25 protein-coding genes are annotated in these 24,082 nt (G+C 71.9%); 14 read left to right on the top strand and 11 right to left on the bottom strand.

Annotated elements, in window-relative coordinates; translation table 11 throughout:
- Positions 1 to 2 precede the first annotated feature (2 nt).
- The gene (locus ACLJQE_RS39960; RefSeq protein ID WP_410644847.1) at positions 3 to 218 is read left to right on the top strand and encodes a ferredoxin; all 216 of its coding nucleotides are present in this window, start codon (positions 3 to 5) and stop codon (positions 216 to 218) included.
- Here ACLJQE_RS39960 and mtnA read toward each other — a convergent pair.
- Complete coding sequence (gene mtnA / locus ACLJQE_RS39955; RefSeq protein ID WP_410644846.1) at positions 215 to 1,180, bottom strand: S-methyl-5-thioribose-1-phosphate isomerase; 966 nt, start codon at positions 1,178 to 1,180, stop codon at positions 215 to 217. The genes ACLJQE_RS39960 and mtnA overlap by 4 nt on opposite strands.
- Before the next feature lie 46 nt (positions 1,181 to 1,226).
- On the opposite strand from mtnA, the gene ACLJQE_RS39950 reads away from it, so the two are divergent.
- Entirely contained in the window at positions 1,227 to 1,625 is a 399-nt protein-coding gene (locus ACLJQE_RS39950; RefSeq protein WP_410644845.1) for a RidA family protein, read from the top strand.
- A gap of 276 nt (positions 1,626 to 1,901) precedes the next feature.
- Here ACLJQE_RS39950 and ACLJQE_RS39945 read toward each other — a convergent pair whose 3' ends face one another.
- From ACLJQE_RS39945 to ACLJQE_RS39935, 3 genes are all read right to left on the bottom strand, one after another.
- A complete protein-coding gene (locus ACLJQE_RS39945) occupies positions 1,902 to 2,696 on the bottom strand; it encodes a PIG-L family deacetylase (protein WP_410644844.1) in 795 nt (264 codons plus the stop codon).
- 325 nt (positions 2,697 to 3,021) lie between these two features.
- Positions 3,022 to 3,819, bottom strand: a complete 798-nt coding sequence (locus ACLJQE_RS39940) for an Fpg/Nei family DNA glycosylase (RefSeq protein WP_410644843.1) — start codon at positions 3,817 to 3,819, stop codon at positions 3,022 to 3,024.
- Positions 3,820 to 3,843: 24 nt separating this feature from the next.
- Positions 3,844 to 4,980, bottom strand: a complete 1,137-nt coding sequence (locus ACLJQE_RS39935) for an MFS transporter (protein ID WP_410644842.1) — start codon at positions 4,978 to 4,980, stop codon at positions 3,844 to 3,846.
- A gap of 47 nt (positions 4,981 to 5,027) precedes the next feature.
- Between ACLJQE_RS39935 and ACLJQE_RS39930 the strand changes: the two genes are divergently transcribed.
- Positions 5,028 to 6,431 carry a PLP-dependent aminotransferase family protein gene (locus tag ACLJQE_RS39930; protein ID WP_410644841.1) on the top strand — a complete coding sequence of 468 codons (1,404 nt, stop codon included), beginning with the start codon at positions 5,028 to 5,030 and terminating at the stop codon, positions 6,429 to 6,431.
- Here the strand turns inward: ACLJQE_RS39930 and ACLJQE_RS39925 are convergent, their stop codons facing one another.
- Positions 6,432 to 7,058: a glyoxalase gene (locus ACLJQE_RS39925; protein WP_410644840.1), complete on the bottom strand. Its 627-nt coding sequence runs from the start codon at positions 7,056 to 7,058 to the stop codon at positions 6,432 to 6,434. It abuts the gene before it with no gap.
- Positions 7,059 to 7,309: 251 nt separating this feature from the next.
- On the opposite strand from ACLJQE_RS39925, the gene ACLJQE_RS39920 reads away from it, so the two are divergent.
- From ACLJQE_RS39920 to ACLJQE_RS39895, 6 genes are all read left to right on the top strand, one after another.
- On the top strand, positions 7,310 to 8,050 hold the full coding sequence (locus ACLJQE_RS39920; RefSeq protein ID WP_410644839.1) for a GNAT family N-acetyltransferase: 741 nt from the start codon (positions 7,310 to 7,312) through the stop codon (positions 8,048 to 8,050).
- Positions 8,050 to 8,271: a translation initiation factor IF-1 gene (gene infA / locus ACLJQE_RS39915; RefSeq protein ID WP_103337604.1), complete on the top strand. Its 222-nt coding sequence runs from the start codon at positions 8,050 to 8,052 to the stop codon at positions 8,269 to 8,271. Before ACLJQE_RS39920 ends, infA begins: the two co-directional genes overlap by 1 nt.
- 75 nt (positions 8,272 to 8,346) lie before the next feature.
- A complete protein-coding gene (locus ACLJQE_RS39910; RefSeq protein WP_410644990.1) occupies positions 8,347 to 8,670 on the top strand; it encodes a YciI family protein in 324 nt (107 codons plus the stop codon).
- Positions 8,667 to 10,034, top strand: a complete 1,368-nt coding sequence (locus tag ACLJQE_RS39905) for an RNA polymerase sigma factor (RefSeq protein WP_410644838.1) — start codon at positions 8,667 to 8,669, stop codon at positions 10,032 to 10,034. Before ACLJQE_RS39910 ends, ACLJQE_RS39905 begins: the two co-directional genes overlap by 4 nt.
- Positions 10,035 to 10,232: 198 nt before the next feature.
- On the top strand, positions 10,233 to 10,388 hold the full coding sequence (locus ACLJQE_RS39900) for a hypothetical protein (protein ID WP_410644837.1): 156 nt from the start codon (positions 10,233 to 10,235) through the stop codon (positions 10,386 to 10,388).
- Positions 10,389 to 10,446: 58 nt separating this feature from the next.
- The gene (locus tag ACLJQE_RS39895) at positions 10,447 to 12,057 is read left to right on the top strand and encodes a hypothetical protein (RefSeq protein ID WP_410644836.1); all 1,611 of its coding nucleotides are present in this window, start codon (positions 10,447 to 10,449) and stop codon (positions 12,055 to 12,057) included.
- Between the two features lie 33 nt (positions 12,058 to 12,090).
- Here the strand turns inward: ACLJQE_RS39895 and ACLJQE_RS39890 are convergent, their stop codons facing one another.
- Both ACLJQE_RS39890 and ACLJQE_RS39885 read right to left on the bottom strand, forming a co-directional pair.
- A complete protein-coding gene (locus tag ACLJQE_RS39890) occupies positions 12,091 to 12,855 on the bottom strand; it encodes a phosphatase PAP2 family protein (RefSeq protein WP_410644835.1) in 765 nt (254 codons plus the stop codon).
- Complete coding sequence (locus tag ACLJQE_RS39885) at positions 12,852 to 13,499, bottom strand: dienelactone hydrolase family protein (protein ID WP_410644989.1); 648 nt, start codon at positions 13,497 to 13,499, stop codon at positions 12,852 to 12,854. The genes ACLJQE_RS39890 and ACLJQE_RS39885 overlap by 4 nt, the downstream gene beginning before the upstream one ends.
- 95 nt (positions 13,500 to 13,594) lie before the next feature.
- On the opposite strand from ACLJQE_RS39885, the gene ACLJQE_RS39880 reads away from it, so the two are divergent.
- The gene (locus ACLJQE_RS39880) at positions 13,595 to 14,947 is read left to right on the top strand and encodes a TrpB-like pyridoxal phosphate-dependent enzyme (RefSeq protein ID WP_410644834.1); all 1,353 of its coding nucleotides are present in this window, start codon (positions 13,595 to 13,597) and stop codon (positions 14,945 to 14,947) included.
- A 100-nt stretch (positions 14,948 to 15,047) separates the two neighbouring features.
- Here ACLJQE_RS39880 and ACLJQE_RS39875 read toward each other — a convergent pair whose 3' ends face one another.
- Positions 15,048 to 16,322: a diguanylate cyclase gene (locus ACLJQE_RS39875; protein WP_410644833.1), complete on the bottom strand. Its 1,275-nt coding sequence runs from the start codon at positions 16,320 to 16,322 to the stop codon at positions 15,048 to 15,050.
- A 207-nt stretch (positions 16,323 to 16,529) separates the two neighbouring features.
- Here ACLJQE_RS39875 and ACLJQE_RS39870 point away from each other — a divergent pair, with 207 nt between their 5' ends.
- On the top strand, positions 16,530 to 16,787 hold the full coding sequence (locus ACLJQE_RS39870) for a hypothetical protein (protein ID WP_410644832.1): 258 nt from the start codon (positions 16,530 to 16,532) through the stop codon (positions 16,785 to 16,787).
- 30 nt (positions 16,788 to 16,817) lie between these two features.
- On the opposite strand, the gene ACLJQE_RS39865 is transcribed toward ACLJQE_RS39870, so the two are convergent.
- The 3 genes from ACLJQE_RS39865 to araD form a co-directional block, all read right to left on the bottom strand.
- Positions 16,818 to 18,017, bottom strand: a complete 1,200-nt coding sequence (locus ACLJQE_RS39865) for an MFS transporter (RefSeq protein ID WP_410644831.1) — start codon at positions 18,015 to 18,017, stop codon at positions 16,818 to 16,820.
- Positions 18,018 to 18,068: 51 nt separating this feature from the next.
- Positions 18,069 to 19,853 (bottom strand): VanW family protein, encoded by a 1,785-nt coding sequence (locus ACLJQE_RS39860; RefSeq protein WP_410644830.1) that lies wholly within the window; start codon positions 19,851 to 19,853, stop codon positions 18,069 to 18,071.
- Between the two features lie 110 nt (positions 19,854 to 19,963).
- Positions 19,964 to 21,691 (bottom strand): L-arabinonate dehydratase, encoded by a 1,728-nt coding sequence (gene araD, locus ACLJQE_RS39855; RefSeq protein WP_410644829.1) that lies wholly within the window; start codon positions 21,689 to 21,691, stop codon positions 19,964 to 19,966.
- Positions 21,692 to 21,768: 77 nt separating this feature from the next.
- Between araD and ACLJQE_RS39850 the strand changes: the two genes are divergently transcribed.
- The 3 genes from ACLJQE_RS39850 to ACLJQE_RS39840 are packed head-to-tail and all read left to right on the top strand — an operon-like array spanning position 21,769 to position 23,918.
- Positions 21,769 to 22,422: a GntR family transcriptional regulator gene (locus ACLJQE_RS39850; RefSeq protein ID WP_410644828.1), complete on the top strand. Its 654-nt coding sequence runs from the start codon at positions 21,769 to 21,771 to the stop codon at positions 22,420 to 22,422.
- The gene (locus ACLJQE_RS39845; RefSeq protein ID WP_410644827.1) at positions 22,419 to 22,922 is read left to right on the top strand and encodes a metallophosphoesterase family protein; all 504 of its coding nucleotides are present in this window, start codon (positions 22,419 to 22,421) and stop codon (positions 22,920 to 22,922) included. The genes ACLJQE_RS39850 and ACLJQE_RS39845 overlap by 4 nt, the downstream gene beginning before the upstream one ends.
- A 9-nt stretch (positions 22,923 to 22,931) precedes the next feature.
- Positions 22,932 to 23,918, top strand: a complete 987-nt coding sequence (locus tag ACLJQE_RS39840; protein ID WP_410644826.1) for a PHP domain-containing protein — start codon at positions 22,932 to 22,934, stop codon at positions 23,916 to 23,918.
- Positions 23,919 to 24,082: the final 164 nt, after the last annotated feature.

Raw genomic sequence — 24,082 nt, 5'->3', positions numbered from 1 at the left:
CCATGAGCTGGCACGTGGAAGTCGACGAACACACCTGCATCGGGTCGGGGATGTGCGCGGCCCTGATGCCCGAGGTGTTCGCCCTCGACGGGGCGGTGGCGAACCCGGTGACGCCCTCGGTCGAAGCCGACGAGACCGTCCTCGACGTGGCGGACTCCTGCCCGGCCATGGCGATCACGGTGACCGACGGCGGCCGCGAGATCGGCCCGCGTCCCTAGGGTGCGAACCGGCCGTGCTCGGTGACCACGGCCGTGACCAGTCCGAACGGGGTGACGTCGAAGGCGGGGTTGAAGACGGCCGCGTCCGGTGGCGTGATCGGCACCCCGGCGTATCCGGTGAGCTCGCGGGCGTCGCGTTCTTCGATGGCGATGCCCGCGCCGTCCGCGAGCCTGTTGTCCACAGTGGACGAAGGTGCGACCACGACGAACGGGATCCGGTGGTACCGGGCGGCGATGGCGAGGCCGTAGGTGCCGATCTTGTTGGCGACGTCCCCGTTCGCGGCGATCCGGTCGGCGCCCACGAGCACGCAGTCGACCATCCCGCGGGCCATGGCGGCCGCGGCGGCGCCGTCGGGCTGGACGCGGTAGGGGACGTTCTCCTGGGCGAGTTCCCACGCCGTCAGCCGGGCGCCTTGGAGCAGCGGGCGCGTTTCGTCGACGAGGACTTCTTCGACGAGCCCGCGTTCGTGCAGGTGCCAGACGACGCCGAGGGCGCTGCCCCAGCCGACGGTGGCCAGCCGCCCGGCGTTGCAGTGGGTGAGGAGCCTCAACGGCCGCCGGGGGCATTCGGCGACCACGATCTCGGCGGCGTGGGCCGAGGCGGTCTTGTTGAGCCGTTCGTCTTCGTCAAGCAGGGCCAGCGCTTCGGCGAGCACGGCGTCTTTGCCTTGGCCGAGTTTCCCGAGCGCGCGTTCGACGCCCCAGGCGAGATTGACGGCGGTGGGCCGCGCGTGCGCGAGGAGTTCGGCATCGTTGCGGACATCGCCGTCCAGGTGGGCGGACAGCGCAACACCGAGCGCCCCGGCGGCCCCGAGCGCGGGCGCTCCCCGGACGGCAAGCCGCTTGACGGCGTCGACGAGCTCACCGACGGTGGTCAGTTCGAGCAGCCGGTACTCGCCGGGCAGCGCGGTCTGGTCGATGATGACGACGGCCCCGCCGGCCCAGTCGATGGTCCTGCGCACAAGGCCCTCCCGTAAATCCGGTTGCCGCGGCCGCGATGATGCGGCTGTGACCATTGAACGGCAGAACCCGCCCGGCTTGCACGCAACACCGGGCTACCACCACGTAACGGTGGCATCCGCACCCCGGACGGTGTACTTGGCGGGCCAGTGCCCCCTGACCCCGGACGGCGAGGTGGTCGCCGGCGACATCCTGGCCCAGACGGACCAGGTCGTCACCAACACGGCAGCGGCCCTGGAGTACGCGGGAGCCGCCCCGTCCGACGTGGTCCGCACGGTGATCTACGTGGTGACGGACGACCGAGCGGTGTTGTCATCGGTGTGGAACCGCTTGACGAGCTCACCGATCGCCGAGGCCTTCACCACGGCAAGCACCCTGCTGGGAGTAGCCCAGCTGGGCTACCCGGGCCAGCTGGTAGAGCTGGACGTGACAGCCGCCCTCGCCTAACCCGGATACCCGCCCCATCCCACGAGATCCGTGCTCGATCACGCGAGATCCGTCTCTGGTCACGCGAGTCCCGTGCTCGATCACGCGAGTGCGGTGTACCGGAACGGCGAACTCGCGTACCTGGACGGACGACTCGCGTACCTGAAGGGTCGGTTCTCGTGATCGGGGCCGGGATTCGCGTGATTGGAGGCGGAACTCGCGTGATTGGGGAGCGAACTCGCGTGATTGGAGGGGCAACACGGGCCCAGCCGACCACTCGCGCCGCGGGAGGGCGGGTTAGAGGCCGGCCATGAGGTCTGTTTCGGTTATTCCCGGGCCCTGGCCGTACCGGATGAACCACTCCGTGCCGAAGGCGAACGTGAATGCTTCGTCCGGCATGGCGAGCATGAACATGTCCTCGCTGATCTGGCTGGGGTGCGCCCGCATGGCCGCCCGCTTGACCGCCGCGTACTTGGACACGTCGACCGCCGCCGTGATCTCGGCCTCCGGCTTGCCGAACTCCACGTCCTCCGGTGGCTTCGGCGCCGCCTCGGGTGGGATCACTCCCTCGGCCACCGCTGCTTCGAAGCCGCGCTGCATGAACTCGCGGTTGAACGTTGCCTGGAACACGCGGGCGGTGCCGGCCAGCTCGGCCGCCCGGAGGCCGACGCGGTGGACCTGGATGTGGTCCGGGTGGCCGTAGTCGCCGTTGTCGTCGTACACCGTCAGCACGTCGGCCGATTCCTCGCGCAGGATCGCCGCGAGCTGCTCGGCCGCCTTTTCGACGTCGGCGCGCCAGAAGCACGCGGGGTCGTCGTTCGTCGGCTCGCCCATCATCCCCGAGTCGCGGTAGCCGAGGAACTCGACGCGCTCGACGCCGAGGATCTCCGCCGCCGCGTACGACTCCTGGACGCGCCGGTCCGCCAGCTTCTCGCCCTCGGCGAGGAATCCGTCGGGTACCTCGCCGACCTCGCCCTTGGTGGCGACGACGAGCACGACCCGGTGCCCCTCTTCGACGGCTTTGCGCATGACGCCCGCGGTGCGGAGGCACTCGTCGTCCGGGTGGGCGTGGAAGGTGACCAGTGTTGCCATGTCCGCGACGGTACCGGGAACCCCCGACAAAAACCGCCCGCGAGGATGCGCTGCCGCCCGCCAAGGTCCGCGGCCGTGACCGAGAAGAGCACGTTGCCGACCTTCCTGCGGGCCCAGCGCGAGAGCGTGCCGGCGATCCTCGACGGCCTCGGCGAGGAAGCCCTGACCACGGCGGTCCTCCCGTCCGGCTGGACCCCGCTCGGCCTTCGCCTACTACCGCGAACAGTGCCACCGGTCCGACGAGATCTTCGCCGTGACGCCGTTGCCGGCGACGCCGCGGGGCCGTCACCGCCTCAACCCGGGACAACCTCCCCGGACACCACAGCTAGGCCTGTTCCGCCGAGCACCACCAGGTCGACCGGCCACCGACCGTGCCGTGCCGCATTTCCGCGCCGCAGCGCGGGCAGTGGCCGCCCGGACGGCGGTGGCCGATGATCTCGCCGGTGTGCACGCCGCCGTGGCGGATCGCCGCGCGCAACGCCTTCCGCAGCGCCTTGTGCAGGTTCGCGAGGTCGTCGCCGTCCAGCTCGTTCACCGGCCGCGCCGGGGACAACGCGGCCTGCCAGAGGGTTTCGTCGGCCAGCAGGTTGCCGATCCCGGCCACCACCGCCTGGTCCAGCAGCCGGGCTTTCAGCGGTGCCCGCCCGCGGCCGACGCGCGCACCGAAGTCGCGGCGCGAAACCTCCCCGGCGTCGGGGCCGAGCGCGTCGAGATCCGGGTCGAGCCGCACCCGGCTGAGCCGCCGTGTGTCGAACAGGCTCAGTTGTTCGCCGTCGGCGAAGGTGATCCCGAACCGGAACCACTCGGGTTTCTCCGCGCGGCCGCGGAATCGTTGCGGGCCGGGCGGTCCGCTCGCGCCCGCGAACCGCAGCTGCCCGGCCATCCCGAGGTGCAGGCCGAGGTTCGGGCCGGGCCGCCCGTCGCCGCCTTCCGTTTCGCACCACAGTGTCTTGCCTCGCCGGTGCGCCTCGGTGAGCAGGCCGCCCCGCAACGCCCTCGCGATGTCCCCCGGGGCGTGCGGGCGGCAGACCCAGTCGTCGTGGTCGTCGACTTCGCGGATCTTCCGGCCGAGCGCACCGGCGAGGACCTGCCGGGCGAGTTCCACTTCGGGCAGTTCGGGCACCCGGGCAAGTCTGCCGGAACCCGGTCAGGGCCGCCGCGCCAGCAGGAGCGCGGGCAGGATCACCACGGCGGCGAGTGCGAACGTCGCCGGGTAGCCGGCCGGGCCGATCAGCAGCCCGGCGCCCAGCGCGCCGGCCGCCATACCGAGGTCGTAGGCAGCGTTCCAGATCGCGCTCACCGCGCTCTCGCCGCCGGCGGGCGCCCGGGCGTACATCAGCGCCTGCGTCGCGTTCTGCAGCGCGCCGAACCCGACACCGAACACGAATGCCCCGCCGATCACCGCGGCCGGGGTGCCGGTGAAGGCGATGCCCGCCATGCCCACCGCGGACAGCAGCAGCCCCGGCGCCAGCAGCCACGCCGGTCCGTGGCGGTCGCCGATCCGCCCGGCGAACCAGCGTGCCGCGGTGGCGGCCGCGGGCTGGGCGAGCAACGCGCTCGCGGCGACCCAGGCCGGCTGGTCCGCGGCGGCGAGCGGGAGGAACGTGACCAGGACGCCGACCGCGGCGGCCGACACCGCGAAGAGCGTCGCCGGCCGGGTCAGCACCGGGTTGCGCAGACCGGCCAGCACGCCGTCTTCCTTCGCCGTCACGCAGTGGCGCGGCAAACCGGGCACCGACAGCAGGGCGAGCAGGGTCGCCACGGTCGTCACCACGAACACGGGCGCGTAGCCCCAGTGCGCCGCCGCCCACACACCGGCCGGCAAGGCGAGCAGGCTCGGGATCCCGCCGACGATCCCGACGAGCGCGAGGCCTTCACCGCGCCGGTCCGCCGGGATCAGCAGCGCGGTGACGGCCCCGCCGGCCACGACGGCGATGGCGTACCCGATCCCGCGCACCACGCTGACCGCGACGATCACGGCGAGGTCGTCGCTGAAGGTCAGGACGAGCGTCGGCACCCCGAGCAGCACCAGCCCGACGGCCAGCGCCCACCGGTAGCCGACGCGGGCGACGAGCCGCGGCGTCACCAGCTCGGCGGCCACGGTGGCCAGCAGCAACGCGACCGTCGCCAGCCCCGCGCCGGTCTCCGAGCCGGCCTGCTTCGCGAACAGCGGCACCACCGAAAGCGGCAGGAAGAAGCCGATCGCCGAGCCGATGATCGAGACGAACCGGACCAGGAGGGCACGGGACACCAGCTGGGGGCGAAGCTGCAGGTCAACGCTCATGGCGAGAACGCTAGAAGCGAACCGGGTCACCAGTAAGGTCCAGTTCCATGGCTGTGGAGTGGGCCGGTTCGGGTCCGGAGCTGTTGTTCACCATCGACCGCGACAGTGGCGCCGGGCTACGCGCGCAGCTGGAGCAACAGCTCCGAGACGCGATCTGCGAGGGCCGGTTGGCCGGTGGGGAGCGACTGCCGTCGTCCCGCGAGCTCGCCCGCGCACTGGGCCTGTCCCGAGGTCTCGTCCAAGACTGCTACGCCCAGCTGCAATCCGAGGGCTACCTGACCAGCCGCCCGGGATCGGCGACGCGCGTGGCGGCGGTCGCCCGCCGGGCCACATCGCCCCGGCCGAGCGAGCCCGTCCGGTCCCGGCTCGCGATCGCCGACTTCCGCCACGGCGTCCCCGACCTCCGCCTGGCCCCGCGCGAGGACTGGGCGTGGGCGATCCGCGAGGTCTGCCGCACCGCGCCGAACACCGCGTTCGACTACGGCGACCCGATCGGCGAGCGGCAGCTGCGGGAGGTGCTCGCGGCGTACCTGCGGCGGGTGCGAGCGGTCGCAGCCTCGGCGGAGCAGGTCGTCGTCTGCACCGGGATGGCGCAGGCACTCGGGCTGGTGCTGCGGGCACTCGCCGCCGACGGCGTCACCCTGGCCTTCGAAGACCCCGGCGCCGTCCGGTCGACGACGAGCCAGGCGGCCGCCGCCGGGATGGCCGTGGTGCCCGTCCCGGTCGACGAAGACGGCTTGGACGTCGAGGCGCTCGACCGCAGCGGGGCCCGGGCCGTGCTGGTCACCCCGGCACACCAGTGGCCGACCGGCGTGGTGCTCGCCGGGCACCGCCGTCAGGAACTGCTCGCCTGGGTGCGCCGGCGCGACGGCCTCGTCATCGAAGACGATTACGACGCGGAATTCCGGTACGACCGCGACCCGGTCGGCTCCCTGCAGGGCCTCGACCCCGATCACGTCGTTTCGCTCGGCACGGTCAGCAAGTCGCTCGCGCCCGCCCTGCGCCTGGGCTGGCTGGTCGCCCCTGAACGACTCGTGCCCGCGCTGGCGCACGACAAGCTCGTCACCGACCGCGGGAGCCCCGGTCTCGACCAGCTGGCACTGGCGCTCCTCATCGAGTCCGGCCGCTACGACCGGCACCTGCGCCGCGTCCGCGCCGAGTACGCCGCCCGGCGCCGGACCCTCGTCGACGCGCTGGCCGTTCACGCGCCCGGCCTCCGCGTCACCGGGCTCGCCGCCGGGTTCCACGCCGTCCTCCACCTGCCGCCCGGGGCCGACGAGCAGCAGGTGATCGACCAGGCCCGGCAGCGGGGCGTCGGGCTCTACGGCCTGGCCGGGCTGCACGCGACGCCGGGTTCGCGGCCGCCGCGGCTGATCCTGGGGTTCGGCGACACCCCGGACCACGCGATCGCCAGCGGGATCGCCGCCGTTGCCGACCTGCTGTGCGGCTGATCAGGACAGGCTCGCGGAAGCGGTGGTTTCCCAGGCGAACCCGTCCGGGTCGGTGAACGCCTTGGCCGCGCCGCTGACGGCGATCCGGTGGGAGCCGCTGCCTTCGGGGGCGACACCGGCGTCCTTCGCGAGTGCCTTGCGCCGGTACAGCGCCAGCTTGACGGGGCTCTCGCCGGCGTCGAACTCGACGTACATCTTGCCGAAGCTCTTGCCGACGGTCAGGCCCTGGCCGACGTAGAACTTCTTGCTGGCGGCCACGTCGGCGGCGCCCAGCAGAAGCACGATGGCGTCGATCTCGCGGGTGGCCGGGCCGGTGTTCTTCTTGGCGGAGGTCGCGAGCTTCCAGATCGTCCCGTCCGGCGCCCGGACGGTGCCGCCGTAGCCCCAGATGGACTTCGTGGCCGGCTTGATCGTCGTGGCCCCGGCCGCGAGGGCGGTCTCGATCAGGGAGTCGACGTCGGCGGGCTGCGGCACGGTGAGGGAGAGGGTGAACCCGCGGAAGCCGTCGCTCGGCGCGTCCGAGGCCCGGAACCGCAGCTGGGTGGTGAGCCCGAAGGCGTCGGCGTAGAAGCGCTCGGCGGCGGCGGTGTCGGCAACTTCGAGGGTGATGGTTTCGATGTTCGTCATGCCGGTAACGCTAGGTCCGGGCCGCTGACCGGCGCTTCTCGATTCCTGACCGGTCTGCGCGGCGGGGGGCCGGAAAAGGAGTGGAGCGGGCGGGCGGCGGTCTGCTAGCTTGCTGCAGTCCGTGACCCGGCTTTGGGAGGTGAGACCCGTGAACGCTGCAACGCTGTGGGTGCTCCCCCTCGTCGTCACGGGCGGGCCGGTCTAGCTGTCGCCGGGAGCACCTGGAACAGGTACTCCCGAAAGGCGACACCATGAACTTCCTGCACCACAGGCCGGTGATCACCCGCGTCGCGGAGCGGCACTGGCACGCACTCGACGACGACCGCGTGGTGGGCCGCGCCGAAGCGTCCCCGCGCCCGGACGGGCGGCTCTTCCTCAGCATCGACACCTGGCACGACGCGGACTTCGCGCCGTTGGCCGCCGCGATGCTGCCCGAGCTGCCCAGGCCGCTGTACACAGTGGTCGACGACGCCGACCGCGAGCTGCGGTCCCGCTGGGAATCCGCCGGTTTCACGCTCCGGCGCCGAGAGGGTGAGTACCTCGTCGCGACGGCGCCGGGCGCGGTGCCCCCGCCGCCGGGGGTGACGATCGGGCCGCCGTCCGATCCGGACCTGCTGCGCGAGCTGGCGGCGTCGATCCGCGCGGAGGTCGACGCCACGATCGGCTGGCAGGAGATGCCCGCGGAGGTCATGGCCCCTCCGCTGGACCTCACGAAGTACACGGTGGCCGCGTCCGAGGACGGTTATGTGGGCCTCCTCCGCCTGGCGGCGGTGCCACGGCAGCCGCGGATCGGCCTGCTCGCCATCCGCGCGGACCGGCGGCGGTCCGGAATCGGCCGCGCGGTGCTGACCCACGTACTGGACGCGTTGCACCACAAGGGAGTCACGGCGGCATCGGCCGAAGTGAACGACGCGAACCCGGCGGCGGTCGCGTTGTTCGAGGGCGTCGGAGCCCGCGGGGTGGGCGGCAACGTCGAGCTGGTGCTGCGCTGATGGCGAACACCGCCGGCATCGAAGTCGAGGGCACGGTCGTCGAGTGCCTGCGGAACGCGACGTTCCGGGTGGAGCTGGAGAACGGGCACAAGGTGCTCGCGCACATCAGCGGGAAGATCCGGAAGAACTTCATCAAGATCCTGCCGTTCGACCGGGTCCTGGTGGAGCTGAGCCCGTACGACCTGAACCGGGGACGGATCCTGTTCCGGTACCGGACGTAGTGTGTGGCCGCCGTCGCCGGGTCCGGCGGACCCGGCGACGGCCTGGAGTTCCCCACCACCGGAGAGGATCTGCCGATGCAGTACCTGGTTTCCGTGATCGACGACAAGATCGAACCCGGCCGCACGGACCGGCAGCCCGCCATCAGCGAGTTCAACGAACGGCTGATCGCGGAGGGCTACTGGGTCTTCGCGGGCGGGCTCGCCGACACCGACGCGGCCACGGTCGTCGACAACCGGGGCGAGCAGGCGGTGATCAGCGACGGGCCGTTCGTGGAGTCGAAGGAGTACCTCGCCGGCATCTGGGTGTGGGACGTCCCCGACCTCGACGTGGCGCTCGAGCTCGCCACCGAGGCGTCGAAGGTCTGCGCCCGCAAGATCGAGGTGCGGCCGTTCCGGTGAGTGACGTCGAAGAGGCGGTGACCCGGGCCCACCGCGACGGGTGGGCCCGGGTCGTGGCCGTCCTGACCAGGCGTTTCGGTGACCTCGGCCTCGCCGAGGACGCGGCCGCCGAGGCGTTCGCGACCGCCGTCGAGCGGTGGCCGTCCGACGGCGTGCCCCCGAACCCCGGTGCCTGGCTGACCACCACCGCCCAGCGCAAGGCCATCGACCGGATCCGGCGCGAGAACAAGCGCGACGACAAGCACAAGGAGGCCTGGGCGGTGTCCGACGACACCCCGTCCGAGCCGCCCGGCGCCATCGACGACGACCGGCTCCGGCTGATCTTCACGTGCTGCCACCCGGCGCTGGCGACGCCCGCCCGCGTGGCCTTGACGCTGCGCATGGTCGGCGGCCTGACCGTGCCCGAGATCGCCCGAGCCTTCCTGGTGCGGGAGTCCGCGTTGGAGCAGCGGATCACCCGCGCGAAGGCCAAGATCAAGGCGGCGCGCATCCCGTACCGCGTGCCGTCCGCCGAAGACCTCCCGGCACGCGTTTCCGGGGTGCTCACCGTCCTTTTCCTCGTCTTCAACGAGGGTTACCTGGCGACCGGGTCCGGCGCCGGCCCGATCCGGCACGACCTGACCGCCGAGGCGATCCGGCTCACCCGCCTGCTCCACGCCCTCCTCCCGGACGACGGCGAGGTGACCGGGCTGCTGGCGCTGATGCTGCTCACCGAGGCCCGCCGCCCGGCCCGGGTGGCGGCGGGCGAGCTGGTCACGCTCGACGAGCAGGACCGCGGAGCGTGGGACACGGCGCTGATCGCCGAAGGGCACCGGCTGGTGCGCGAGCGCCTCGCCGCCGGGGTGCCGCCGGGCCGCTACCAGATCCTCGCGGCGATCAACGCCGTGCACACGTCCGCACGCGACATCCGCGACACCGACTGGTCACAGGTCGTCGCCCTCTACGACCAGCTGATCCGCGTCGACGCCTCGCCGGTCGTCGCCCTCAACCGGGCGATCGCGGTCGCGGAGCTCGACGGCCCGGAGGTGGCACTGGCGGCCGTCGACCGGCTCGAGGGCCGGCTGGCCGGCTACCACGCGTACCACGCGACCCGCGCCGACCTGCTGAGGCGGCTGTCGCGCGGCGAGGAGGCACGCGAGGCGTACGGCAAGGCCATCGAGCTGGCGGGCAACACGGCCGAGGTCGCGTACCTGACGCGCCGCCGGGACCAGCTGAGCGTCCGCTCGACGGGACCGGGGTCACCGGCCTCCTCGACGGTCGTCACGGCGAGTCGGCCACCTCAGGTAGGCGACTGCGGCGCCGCCGAGCACGGGGACCGCGAGCAGGACGACCGCGACGACGACGACCGTCATCCCGGCCGGTAACCGGTCCCCGAGAACCGCGGTGAGCAGCAAGCCGCACACCCCGCCGAGCACCATCATCGCCAACGTGCAGCCGTACAGCGAAAACAGTGCGAACGCGGGGTCTGGCACTTGAGGCCCACGTACAGCGCGGTGATCACGACGGTGGTCAGGACGAGGAGAAGCGAGAGTCCGAACACGGACCACAGCACCGCTGCCGGCATGGCGCCTCCCTTGGCGATTGCGGCCCGGATCAGGGTGCGCGTCGCCGACGAGGTGCGTGCCCTCGTCCGCGGCGCCGACCCGGCCCGCGACGACGACGTCGTGGCCGTTCTCACCGACATCATCTGGACGACGCTCTACGCCACCACCCGCTGACCCGATCCGGCGCCGGGCCGTGTCACGTCCGTGATCACCGCACTGCAGTCTGTATCAGGTGCGAACTGGGGTTTTCCTGCGCTGGGCGGCGCATCCGCTGATCATCGGCGCCGCGGTGGTGTTGCTGCTCAACGACCACGTGCTCAAACCGGCGTGGCCGGGGCTCGTCACCGGCAAGCTCAGCGACGTGGCCGGGCTGGTCGCGGCGCCGCCGGTGCTCGGGTTGCTGCTCGGCCTGTGCCTCGCCGGCCGGATCGGGGCCGCGGCCGCGGTGCTGGTGACCGGCGCCGGATTCGCGTGGGTCAAGCTGACCGCCGTGGGCGCGGACGTCGCTTCGGCGACGTGGTCGGTGGTCAACGGGCCTTCGGTGGTCCTGGCCGATCCGAGCGACCTGGTCGCGCTGCCCGCGCTGGGGCTGTCCTGGTGGGTCTGGCGCCGGGTGGCGGCGGCCCCGCCGTTGCCGGACGGCCTGGTGTTCCGGGTGCGCGTGATCGTCGCGACGCCGTTCGCCGTGCTGGCGATCACCGCGACGTCGGCGCCCGCGGACACGACTCCGGCGGTCGAATCCGTGCGGAGCGAGGGGTCGCAGGTGGTGATCGAGGCGGCCGACGGGATCTACAGCTCCGCCTCGGGCGTCGACGGCTGGCGGTTCCTGTCGCCGGTACCGCCGCAGATGGACCCGTCGGCGATGCGGCCGAAGCGGCAGACCGAAGTCTGCGTGCCCGACGTGGCCGCACACTGCTACCGGGTGCGTGGCACCGCTGATCTCGATATGAGCGGGACGCTGCCGAGCGGTGGCCGCCAGCCCGGCGTCGACGAGACGACCGATGCCGGCCGGACCTGGCACACCGCCTGGGAGCTGCCCGTCGCCCGGTGGGAATTCGTCATGCGCCAGCACCCGTTCCCGGCCGGGGTGGTCAATCCGTCCAAAGTGGCCAGTGTGGAGGTCGCCGTCCGCGCCGTCCCGGGTGGACACGAGGTGATCGTGGCCAACGGGGTGGAAGGGCTGCTGGTCCGCGGTGCCGACGGTGCCTGGCGCCGGGTCCCGGTCGTGGTCCCCGAAACCGGGCTGGACATCCGGCCGGCGCCGCTCACCGCGTTCGGCCGGGTGATCGGGGACGACGTCATGACGGCCGGGCTGCTCGCCCTGCTCGCGCTGCTGATCGGCACGGCGGTGGCGGCCGCCCGGGTGCGCGTCCGGCACGGACGCGGGCTCACCGCCGCGGTTCCCATCGCCGTGTTCGGCTTCCTGGCCCTCCCGATCACCGGCGCGGTGGCGTTCTTCGGCTCCAACGCGGGGAATTCGACCGGGCTTTGGCTGGTGAGCTCCCTGTGCCTGCTCGGCATCGGAACCGCGCTCGTCCTGGCGCAACAGTGGCTGCCCCGATCGCGCATGCTGGTGGTGGTCGCCGCCGCCGTCCTGACCGCGCTCGCGTCCGTCGTGCCCGCCCTGGGCTGGACGGTGGGCCACCCGCAGGAGCACGCCCCGGCCGTCCGGCTCGGGCTGATCCTCGCCGCGATCTGCTTGCCGGCAATCGTCGCGGCCGGCTGGTGGGCGGGCGCCCGTGACCCCGCCTTGGTGCAGCTCAGAGCGGATCCGCCTTGGCCGCGCCAGCAGTCCGGGCCGCCCCGGCCGGTGGAGCCGCCCGGCCCGAGGCAGGATTCCTAGCGCAACCGACCGACCTGCCGGTGCTGACCGCGCTCATCGGGCGGGTGTTCGACCTGCTGTCCACCGGTCTCGATCACCCCACGGGGCCGATGGCACAAGGCGGCCCCACCACGACGCCACGATGATCGAAACGCCCACCAGCGCAACGCTTCCCGCGATGTCCAGGACGTAGTGGTTCCCCGTGGAGAGCACGTTCGCCATCATCGCCAGCGGGAACAACCATGCCGACAGCGCCAGGCGTGGATGCGTGTCCCGGAGCGCGATCCACACCGCGTACGCGCACCACAGCGACCAGCCGACGTGCATGCTCGGCATTGCCGTGTGGTGGGTGGGCTTGATCCAGCTCTCCAGGCGCAGGAAGTCGTACCGGGCCACGATGTCGACGGCGCCCGGCAGGGCGAACCGCGGCGGCGACATCGGCACCGCCCAGTAGACCGGCAGGACGAGGGCCATCATCGCGACCATCGTCCGGCGGGCCTGCCGGTAGACGCCGGCGTGCCGGACGAACACCCACAGCAGCACGCCGGCGACCACCACGTAGTACAGCCGGTACTGGTACATCGCCAGGTGGCCGAGGACCGGATTGCCCGCCAGCCACCCGTTCACGCTCAGCTCGACGTCGAGGTGCGCCAGGTGTTCCGCGGTCTGCAGCGCGAGCGCATTCGCCTCGGCGGCCGCGAAGTCCCTGCCCACGGCGGCGTCGAGCCGCGCGAAGAGCAGGAACCACGCCACCAGGAAGGCCACCTCGACGAGCACGCCGGGGCGCCCGCCGGTACCGCGCAGGAGCACCGCTTTCACGACGGCAGGGTCCGCCGCAGGAACTGCGTGGTCAGTTCCCACGCCCGGGCCGCCGCTGCGGGGTGGTGGAACATCGGCGCCACGTGGTTGTGGAACGCGTGCCCGGCCTCTTCCTGGACGTGGATCTCGGCCCCCGGGTGGGCCGCCACCGCCGCCTCCACCACGGCCACGTCGGACCGCGGGATGAACGGGTCCTGGCCGCCGAAGTGGAACTGGATCGGGCAGGCGACCCGGGCGAGCCCGTCGATCTGCGCTGCCACCGTCGAGCCGTAGAACGACACCGCCACGTCGGGGTCGCCCTCGGCCGCCGCCGCGAACGCCAGCGATCCGCCCAGGCAGAAGCCGAGGACTCCCACGCCGCCCGTCACCGACGGCAGTGAACGCAGGTGTGCGACCGTGGCCAGGACGTCGGCCAGCCCCAAGACCGGGTCGAAGGAAGCCGCCACCTCCATCGAAGCCGCGACACCCGCTTCGTCGTGCGTCGACGACCAGCTCGGGGCCGTCCGCCGGAACAGCTCCGGGACCGCCACCACGTACCCCGCGGCGGCCAGGTCCGACGCGACCGAGCGCAGGTAGTCGTCCAGGCCGAAGATTTCCTGGACCAGCACCAGGCCCGGCCCGCGGCCGGACGGGGGGTGCCACATCGGGAGGTCGGCCGGAATCGGGTTCGTCACCCGAACACCGTACTGGTTCCGCGGCCGGGAGCGTCCTAAGTTGAGGAGCCGACCAAGGAGGCGTGATGGCTGAGCAGACCAAATACGTCCTGGACGAAAGTGAGCTCCCCACCCGGTGGTACAACGTCATCCCCGACCTGCCGGAGCCCCCGCCACCGCCGCTGCACCCCGGCACGCGCGAACCCGTGGGCCCGGACGACCTCGCCCCGCTGTTCCCGCAGGCGCTCATCGCCCAGGAAGTGACGACTGATCGCTATGTCGACATCCCGGAAGAGGTCCGGGAGGTCTACCGGCTCTGGCGCCCGTCGCCGTTGTTCCGGGCGCGACGGCTGGAGAAGGTGCTGGGCACCCCCGCACGGATCTACTACAAGTACGAGGGCGTCAGCCCGGTCGGCTCCCACAAGCCGAACACCGCTGTGCCGCAGGCGTTCTACAACGCGGCCGAAGGCGTCAAGCGGCTGACCACGGAGACCGGCGCCGGCCAGTGGGGGAGCGCGCTCGCCTTCGCCTGCGCCCAGTACGGCCTCCAGTGCGAGGTCTGGCAGGTGCGTGCGTCCTACGACCAGAAGCCCTACCGCAAGCTGATGATGGAGACGTTCGGCGCGACGGTGCACCCGAGCCCGTCCGAGCTGACCGAATCCGGTCGCGCGATCCTCAAGCAGCACCCGGACTCCACCGGCAGCCTCGGCATCGCGATCAGCGAAGCCGTCGAGCAGGCGGCGCAGGCCCCGGACACGCGGTACGCGCTGGGCAGCGTGCTCAACCACGTGCTGCTGCACCAGACGGTGATCGGCGAGGAAGCACTGAAGCAGTTCGAGCTGGCCGGCGACACGCCGGACCTCCTGGTCGGCTGCACCGGCGGCGGTTCCAACTTCGGCGGGCTGGCGTTCCCGTTCCTGCGGGAGAAACTGGCCGGCCGGATGGACCCGGTGATCCGCGCGGTCGAGCCGGCCGCGTGCCCGTCGCTGACGCGCGGCAAGTACGCCTACGACTTCGGTGACACGGCCGGGCTCACGCCGCTGCTCAAGATGCACACGCTCGGCCACGACTTCATCCCGGACCCGATCCACGCGGGCGGCCTGCGCTACCACGGGATGTCACCGCTGATTTCGCACATCCACGAGCTCGGCCTGATCGAGGCGCTGGCGATCGGGCAGCAGGAGTGCTTCGCGGCGGGCGTGCAGTTCGCCCGGTCCGAAGGCATCATCCCGGCACCCGAGCCGACGCACGCGCTCGCGGCGTGCATCCAGGAAGCGCTGCGGTGCAAGGAAACCGGCGAGGAGAAGGTGATCCTCACGGCGCTGTGCGGCCACGCCCACCTCGACCTGCCCGCCTACGGCGCCTACCTCGCGGGCACCATGGTGGACGACGAACTCTCCGATGCCACGCTCGAGGAGTCGCTGGCCACGTTGCCCTGACCCGAGCGCCCCAATGTGGCCTTGGGTGCGTTGAGCGCACCGAAGGCCACATTGGGTGCGTTGAGCGCACCGAAGGCCACATTGGGGCGCTGGGGGTGGGTCAGAGGGTGTCGGGGATTTCGGGGCGGGTGAGCTCGGTGCGGGTGGTCGCCAGGACCACTCGGTCGCGGCCGCCCGCCTTCGCCTCGAACACCGCGTCGTCCGCGGCCTGCAGGAGGATTGTGTACTCCGTGGCCGTTTCCGGGTACACCGCCGCGCCGATCGAGGCGGTCAGGCCGCTGATCACCTCGGGCTTGCCCGGGCGGATCACCGGGACCGGCACCTCGATCCGGGCGATCGCCGTGCGGATGCGGTCGGCGACCGACGCGATCTCCGTACTCGTGGTGCCCGGGAGCAGCACGACGAACTCGTCGCCGCCGAAGCGGCCCACGTAGTCGCCGCCGCGCACCGAGGCCTGGATCGCCCCCGCCACCGCGCGCAGGACCTCGTCGCCCGCGAGGTGGCCGTTGCCGTCGTCGATGGCCTTGAAGTGGTCGATGTCGATCATCAGGACGCCCGCGGTCGAGGACAGCTCCGCCGCGCGGGCCAGCTCGTGGCGGGCCAGCTGGACCCAGAACTCGGGCGCGAGCAGCGCCGTCTTGGAGTCCGTGCGCGCGGCCGCCTGGAACTGGGGGAGCAACAGGCCGATGTGGAGCGCCACCGGCGTCACCATGAGCACCGGCAGCAGCCACGGCCGGACCGTCATCACCAGGGCGATGCCGCAGCCGACGCCGACCGCGGCGAGCACGATCAGCACGTCGGACGGGTTGCCGAACGCCTGCCGCGGCGGCTTTCCCGGGTTGCTCAGCAGGATCGCGACGATGACGAGCACGTAGTTCAGGCCGAAGTAGACGATCCCGGACGTCAGCAGCGCGGTCATCCCGCCGAGCCCGTCCAGGTACGGCACGTACGGCGCGACGTGCCCGGTGCCCGCCCACAGCACCGCACCCGCGGCGGCGCACGCCAGGATCACCGTGGCGCCGGAGAACACTTTCCGGTGAATCACGCCCCGTCGCTTGTAGACACGGACCCACGAATGGGCATAGCTGACGACGATGACGAGCGTGGCCAACGGCGGAGGCAGCAGGAGCAGCCCGGCGAAGATCCAGATCGACTGCAGGTGCATGTGCGGACGGCCGTCGGCGGCCAGCTCGCGGATGCGCTCGATGCGTTGCGCCGCTTCGAGGTGCACGATCTCACCGGCGAGGATCAGTCCACACCAGAGCAGCGATGGGGTGGTGATCGGCACCAGCGCGGCCGTCGAGACGACCGCGATCAGCGCCAGTGCGTCGACGATGAGGACGTAGCCGAGCACCGGAGTGGTCAGCTTCCACATCGCCCACGTTCGGATACCTGATCGTGGACGTTCTGAGCTGGGCTTTCGCCCTGGGGACCCGGACAATCCCACGAAACGCCCTTCTGTTCAGGACGGAACTCTTCGCGGAATCGTCACTGTAATCGAATGAACGCGGTGTGTCACTAGGCCGGTCAGGCTACGGTCCGGTCACGCACCGTGCAACTTCCCTCACAACCAGGAGAAATCATGTCGCACTTCCTGACCGGCAGCAACATCGTCCCGTCCCGCCGGCGCGCGCAGCGGCCGACCGACTGGACCCGGCAGCTCCCCACCGACTGGACCCGCGCGATCCCGACCGACTGGACCCCGCGGCAGCTGCCGACCGACTGGACCGCCCGCGAACTGCCCACCGACTGGACCGTCCGCGAGCTGCCGACCGATTGGACCCGCCCCGGCGTCGCACCAGCGCTGCCGCAGTGCCCCACCGACTGGACGCGGTCCTGACCAGTGCCCGGTGACCGGCGTCCGCGCCGGTCACCGGGGTTCCGGCTGCGCCCGCCGCCACAGCCGGGCCGCGCCGAACGCCGCCACCACGCCGATCGCCCCCGCGCCGGCGACCACGCCGTGCGGGGCCACGCGTTCGGCGGCCAGTCCCGCCAGCACCACGCCGAGGCCCTGCGACACCCGCAACGCCGTCAGCGCGAACCCGAACGCCTGGGCGCGCTGGGTGTCCGGCGTCAGCTGCACGAACGTCGTGTTCGCGATCAAGTTGTACGAACTGGCCACTCCGGACAGCGTGAACAACGCCAAAGTGGCCACCAGGTCCGGTTGCAGCGCACAGCCCAGCAGCGCCGCGCACGCCAGCACCGCCAGCGGCCCCAGCAGCCGCGCCCGCCGCGCGGGCGGGATCCGCGACAGCGCCGCCATGCCGAGCACGTTCCCCAGTGCGAACGCCCCGAGCAGCAGCCCGACCACCGCCGCGCCCCCGCCGAGTTCGGCGGCGTACGGCGCGGCGATCGCCTCGCCCGCGATGTAGACCCCGGACACGCACCCCAGCGCCACCAGTGCGAGCCGCTGCCGGTCGCCGGCCACCACCGTCCAGCCCGCCCGGACGTGCCGCCACCACCGGACGCCGGAGGTTTCCCGCGGCGGCCACGGCCGCACGCCGGTGGCCAGGAACAGCGCCGACACCGCGAAGCTCGCCGCGTCCGCCAGCAGGGCCCCACCGGTGCCGGCGGCCGCCACGAGCAGCCCGCCGAGCGCGAACCCGGCGACCTGGCCCGCCTGCACCAGCATCATCAGCAGGCCCATCCCGGGCACGAACGTCTCACCCGGCAGCACCTGCGGCAGCAGTGCCGCCCGCGCCGAGTTCCACACCGGGTTGAACAGCTGGACGCCGACCAGCAGCGCCGCCACCGCCGGGAGCGGGAGGCCGGGTACCGCCATCACGGCCACCGCCAGTGCCCGCAGGACGTCCGACAGGACCATCACCGTCCGCGGCGGGTGCCGGTCGGCCAGCCCGGACAGCAGCGGCCCGCCGACGAGGTCCGGCAGGAACGTCAGCGCGTAGGCCAGCGCGGCCCAGCCCGGCGAGTTCGTGCGGTCGTAGACCAGGATCGACAGTGCGACGCGGGCCAGCTGGTCGCCCGTGACCGAGACGAGCTGGGCCGAGAACAGCGCCCGGAACTCGGTCACGGCGAGGACGTCCCGGAAGCCGACCGCGCGCGCCGTCATGGGCACCCACGGTACCGCCGCGGATACCCGGCGTGAACGGCCGTTAGGAGGCTACTGCCCCTGGCCGCAGACGATTTTCGGCTGCGGGTTGTAGTGGACGGTCCGGGTCGACCGGCCGACCTCGCGGCCGGTGGCGACGTCCTTGAGCACGCGGGTGTTGCTGGTGGTGAACCCCGGAGCGCCGGTGGAGGCGTGGCAGTTCTCGGCGGGGCCCGGCTTGGTCGGCGGGTCGCTCTGGTTGGTCTGGGCGCCTTCGATCGACTCGACGGTGTAGCGCTTGGTGCCCCACAGCTTCACGGTGATCGACGACGGCGTCCAGATCGTCTGGATCGCGATGCCGGTCGGTGCGTCGTTGGTGAACTTGAGGTCGATGACGCTGCTGCCGTTGGGGTTCTGGAACACCGTGGCCTCGCGCGCGGCGGGGTAGCGGGGGATGTAGTAGCTGTGCTCCTTGTGGCCCGCGTCCTTCAGACCAGCGAAGTAAGCCGCGTTGTACAGCGTCGTCGCGAACTGCGAGATGCCGCCGCCGACCTCGCGCCCGGGGGCGCCGTCCTTGATCACGCCCGCCTCGACGTAACCCTGGGCCGTGCCGCGCGGGCCGGTGAAGCCGTTGAGGCTGAAGGTTTCCCCCGGCTTGACGATGGCGCCGTTCACCTTCTGGGCGACGGTCCGGATGTTCGCCCCGGAGTCGGCCGCGAACTTCTGGGTCGTGAACTCGCCGACGACTTCCTTGATGCCCAGCTGGTTCGCCTGCTCGGTGGTCACCTTCGCCGGGCTGTCCTTGTAGATGGCCGGGACCTCGCGGCCGTCGGTCTTCTTCAGCACGTCGGGCAGCGGCTTGAGGCTGGGGTCCCAGTCGATGGTCCGGCCGTCGGTGGAGGGGTCGACCGTGGGCTTGCCGCCCTCGAAGACGACGGTCGCGTCCTTGCCCTCCTTCTCGGTGGACTTCAGCTGCGGCCCGGCGGCGTCGGCGATCTTCTTGTTGTCGATCTTCGGCGTCAGCCCGCCACCATCGGCCGGTTCGAACGTGATCGCCGCGGCGATCGCCTCCGGCTTCACGGTCGCGTTCTTGCCTTCACCCTTGACCACGAGCGGGCCGGAGACGGCGGGCCGCGCGAAGCCGTCGAGCGCCGCCTGGACGCCTTCGGCCGTGGTGCGGACCGGCGTGCTCGTCACCGGCAGCGCCAGGGTTTCCCCGCTCGCCCACTTCTCGACGACGGCGGCGGTCGAGGCCGGCAGGTCGAGCTTCTGCCCGGCCTTCGGCGGCACGGCGACCGGCTCGACGCCCTCGAACTTCACGGTGCCTTCGACCGGGTCGCGGTCGACCTGGCCGCGCAGCGTCTCGAGCGCGGCGGCGAGCTTGGCCTGGTCAGCGTGGCTGACGACGCCGACCTCGCGGCTGGAGAACAGCGACGACAGCCGTGTGAAGGGGTTCAGCGGCTGTTCGCCGGCCTGGTCGAGGGTCTGCGGCCAGTCGAGCTTCAGCCCGGCCAGCGTCGGCGACAGCGTGCCCTGGTGCTCGCCCGCGGTGACGGCGAGCGGGCGCGTGAGCCGCGGCTCGATCTTGCCGCGCAGTTCCTGCTCGGCCGCTTCGCGACCCATCCCGCCGACGTCGACGCCGGCCACGGTCACCCCGCGCGGCACGCTGCCCTGGCTGATCAGGAGGTCGATCCCGTAGATCGCGACGAGTACGCCGAACACCCCGCCCGCGATCAAGCCGGCCTTGCGGAAGGAGCGCTTCGCGGCGGCGGGTTCCGGTTCCGGCTGCGGCCGGACGGCCGGCAGGACGTCGGTCTGCTCGCCGTGTGAGTCGGGCCAGTGCGGTTCGTACGGCAACTCTCCACCCCTTCGACGCGGCACCGGGTTGCGTCGGTGACGGGAACAGCGTACGGGGCACCCGGACAAGCCGTACGACTCGCCCTAACGGGGGATCACCCGGTCGGGGATCAGCGGGCGTCGGGTTCGGGGTTCCGGCCGGACCTGGCCAGGAAGTCGAAGTCGCACCCTTCGTCGGCCTGGGTGATGTGTTCGCTGTAGAGCGCGCCGTAACCGCGTTCGAAGCGGGGCGCGGGCGCCGTCCACCCGGCACGCCGCCGCGCCAGTTCCTCATCGGACACCTCGAGCCGCAGGGTGCGCGAAGGGACGTCCAAGGTGATCGGATCGCCGTCGCGGACCAGGGCCAGCGGGCCGCCGACGTGCGACTCGGGGGCCACGTGCAGGACGCAGGCGCCGTAGCTGGTCCCGCTCATCCGCGCGTCGGAGATCCGGACCATGTCCCGGACGCCCTGTTCGAGCAGGTGCGCGGGGATGGGCAGCATCCCGTATTCGGGCATGCCGGGGCCGCCGAGCGGGCCGGAGCCGCGCAGCACCAGCACCGAGTCCGCGGTGATCGCCGGGTCGTCGATCCGCTTCTTGAGGTCGGCGTAGTCCTCGAACACCACGGCCGGGCCGGTGTGCGTCAGCAGGTGCTTCTCGGCCGCGATGTGCTTGATCACCGCACCCGACGGCGCCAGGTTCCCGCGCAGCACCGCGACCCCGCCCTCGGCGGCGACCGGGTTGTCCCGCGTGCGGATGACGTCGTCGTTGTGCACCCGCGCGGGTGCGAGGTTCTCGCCGAGGGTGCGGCCGGTGACGGTGAGCCGGTCGGTGTGCAGCAGGTCGGTCAGCCGCGACAGCAGCCCGGGCAGCCCGCCGGCGTAGTAGAAGTCCTCCATCAGCCAGTCGCCGCCGGGGCGGAGGTTGGCCAGCACGGGCACGCGCCGCGCGATGGCGTCGAAGTCGGCCAGGTTCACCGGGATCCCGCTGCGGCCGGCCATCGCGATCAGGTGGATCACGGCGTTGGTCGAGCCGCCGAGGGCGAGCACGGTGGTGATGGCGTCGGCGTAGGCGCGCTTGTCCAGCACCTGCGTGATGGTGAGGTCTTCCCAGACCATGTCCACGATCCGCGCGCCGCTGGCGGCGGCCATCCGGTGGTGCGCCGAGTCGACGGCGGGGATCGACGCGGCGCCCGGCAGCGTCACGCCGAGCACCTCGGCGGCCGAGGTCATGGTCGACGCCGTGCCCATGGTCATGCAGTGCCCCGGCGAGCGGGCCAGCCCTCGCTCCAGTTCGGACATTTCGGCGTCGCCGATCAGCCCGGCGCGCTTGTCGTCCCAGTACTTCCACATGTCGGTGCCGCTGCCGAGGACCTCGTTGCGCCAGTGCCCGCGCAGCATCGGTCCGGCCGGGACGAAGATGGCGGGCAGCCCGGCGCTGGCCGCGCCCATCAGCAGGGCCGGCGTCGTCTTGTCGCAGCCGCCCATCAGGACGGCGCCGTCGATCGGGTAGGACCGGAGGATCTCCTCGGTCTCCATGGCCAGCAGGTTGCGGTAGAGCATCGGGGTCGGCTTCTGGTAGGTCTCCGACAGCGTGGCGACGGGGAACTCCAGCGGGAAGCCGCCGGCCTGCCAGACGCCGCGCTTGACCTGCTCGGCGCGTTCGCGCAGGTGCAGGTGGCAGGGATTGATGTCGGACCAGGTGTTGAGGATGCCGATGACGGGTTTGCCGAGGTGCTCTTCCGGGTTGTAGCCGAGCTGACGGCCGCGGGCGCGGTGGCTGAAGTTGCGCAGTTCGTCGCCGCCGAACCACCGGTGGCTGCGGAGCTCCTCGGACTTCTTTCGACGACTCAGCTTCATGAGATCCAGTATGGCATCTGATATATGATTCCGGGGTCCTGGTTGAATGGGTGCCGACGCGAACTAGGGAGCACGCCATGACCGGGACGTTCAGCCTGCCCGCCTCCCGGACCGAAGTGGTCCTGGAGGAGATCCGCCGCGGCATCCTGACCCGGGAGCTGGTGCCCGGCCAGCCGCTCGTCGAAGCGGAGCTGGCCGGGCGGCTCGGCGTGTCGAAGACCCCGGTGCGCGAGGCGCTCAAGGTGCTGTCCAACTCCGGGCTGGTGACGTTCAGCCCGTACAAGGGCGCGTCGGTGATCACGGTCGACGCCGAGCTCGCGAAGTCCGTCTACGACGTGCGGATGGTGCTCGAACCCGAAGCCGTCCGGCGGACCGTCGAGCAGCACGACCCCGAGCTGCTGGAAGACGCGGCGGAGGCGCTGAAGGAGGCCTCGGCGGCGATCGCGGACAAGGACCAGGCCGCGCTGAGCCTGCTGAACCGCCGGTTCCACCGCGCCCTCTACCGCGGCTGCGGCAACCCGCTGCTGGTCAGCATCCTCGACGACCTCAAGGACCGTGCGGCGCTGATCAGCGTCGTCGGCTGGGAGGCCAACCCGAGCTGGAAGAAGGAGTGGACCGAGCACCGGGCGGTGCTGGCCGCGGCGAAGAAGGGGGACGCCGAAGGCGCGGCCGCGCTGCTGCGCGACCACATCGCCGGGTTCCTCGAGCGGGTGCTGAAGGCCATCGGATGAGGCTGCTGCTCATCTCGGACACCCACCTGCCCGCCCGCGCCCGCGAGCTGCCGTCGCCGGTGTGGGCCGAGGTGGCGGCCGCCGACGTCGTCGTGCACGCGGGCGACTGGGTCGACGTCGCCCTGCTGGACGAGCTGGAAGCACGCAGCAAGCGGCTCATCGGCGTGTACGGCAACAACGACGGCCCGGCGCTGCGGGCGCGGCTGCCGGAGATCGCGCGGGCGGAGCTCGGCGGCGTGCGCCTGGCCGTGATCCACGAGACGGGCGCCAAGCAGGGCCGCGAGCAGCGGTGCGACGCGCGGTTCCCGGACACCGACGTGCTGGTCTTCGGGCACAGCCACATCCCGTGGGACACGGTGACGCCGTCCGGGATGCGGCTGCTCAACCCGGGTTCGCCGACCGACCGCCGCCGCCAGCCGTACTGCACGTACCAGACGGCGGCCGTCCGCGAGGGTGCGCTGGTGGACGTCGAGCTGCACCAACTGCCCCGGAGGGGGTAGACAGGTCCCATGGATCCGGCATGGGCGTTGCGGGAGATCGCGTTCCAGCTCGAACGCGCGGGCGAGCCGAGCTACCGCGTCCGGGCGTTCCGCAACGCGGCGGCCACGGTCGAAAAGACCGGCGCCGAGAAGCTGGCGCAACTGGCGGAGAACGGCACGCTGACGTCGCTGCCCGGGATCGGCAAGGCCACCGCCGGGGTCATCGAGGACGCGCTCGCCGGCCGCGACCCGGCGTACCGGGGGAAGATCGTCGAGAAGAAGCTGCCGGACGGCGAGCCGCTGCGCTCGGTGTTGCGCGGTGACTGCCACACGCATTCCGACTGGTCGGACGGCGGCAGTTCGATCGGCGAGATGGCGGTTGCGGGCCGGGACGTCGGCCACGAGTGGATGGTGCTGACCGACCACTCGCCGCGGCTGACGGTCGCGAACGGGCTGTCCGCGGACCGGCTGCGGACGCAGATGCTGATCGTGGCGAAGGCCAACGAGCTGATGGCGCCGTTCCGCCTGCTGCAGGGGATCGAGGTCGACATCCTCGACGACGGTTCCCTCGACCAGGAAGAGGAGCTGCTGGGGGAGCTGGACTTCGTGGTGGCGAGCGTGCATTCGAAGCTCCGGATGCCCGCTCGGGACATGACCCGCCGGATGGTGGCGGCGGTCCGGAACCCGCACGTGCGGGTGCTGGGGCACTGCACGGGCCGGCTGGTGGTCGGCCGCGGGCGCCCGGAGTCGGAGTTCGACGCCGAAAAGGTGTTCACGGCCTGCCGGGAGAACGGCGTCGCGGTGGAGATCAACTCCCGGCCGGAGCGGCTGGACCCGCCGATGCGGTTGCTGCGCCTGGCGGCGGAAATCGGCTGCGACTTCACGATCGACAGCGACGCGCACGCGCCGGGGCAGCTGGACTGGCTCGGCTACGGCTGCGAGCGCGCGATCAAGGCGGGGATCGGGCCGGAGCGCATCCTCAACACCCGCACCGCGGATGAGCTCCTGACCCGCTGACCCCCCAGCGCCCCAATGTGGCCTTCGGTGCGTTGAGCGCACCCAAGGTGGCCTTCGGTGCGTTGAATAGGGCTTTGTTAGGGGTTGTTGATCTTGTGATGTGATCGTGGTGTGGATCTCGGTGCGGTGCTGGCGCTGAATGGGGAGCTGGAGCGGTTTGTCGC

The organism is Amycolatopsis sp. lyj-346 (assembly GCF_046548975.1).
Taxonomy (GTDB): domain Bacteria; phylum Actinomycetota; class Actinomycetes; order Mycobacteriales; family Pseudonocardiaceae; genus Amycolatopsis.
The sequence above is the reverse complement of the archived record's forward strand: the minus strand, read 5'-3'. Positions and strand labels throughout refer to the sequence as shown.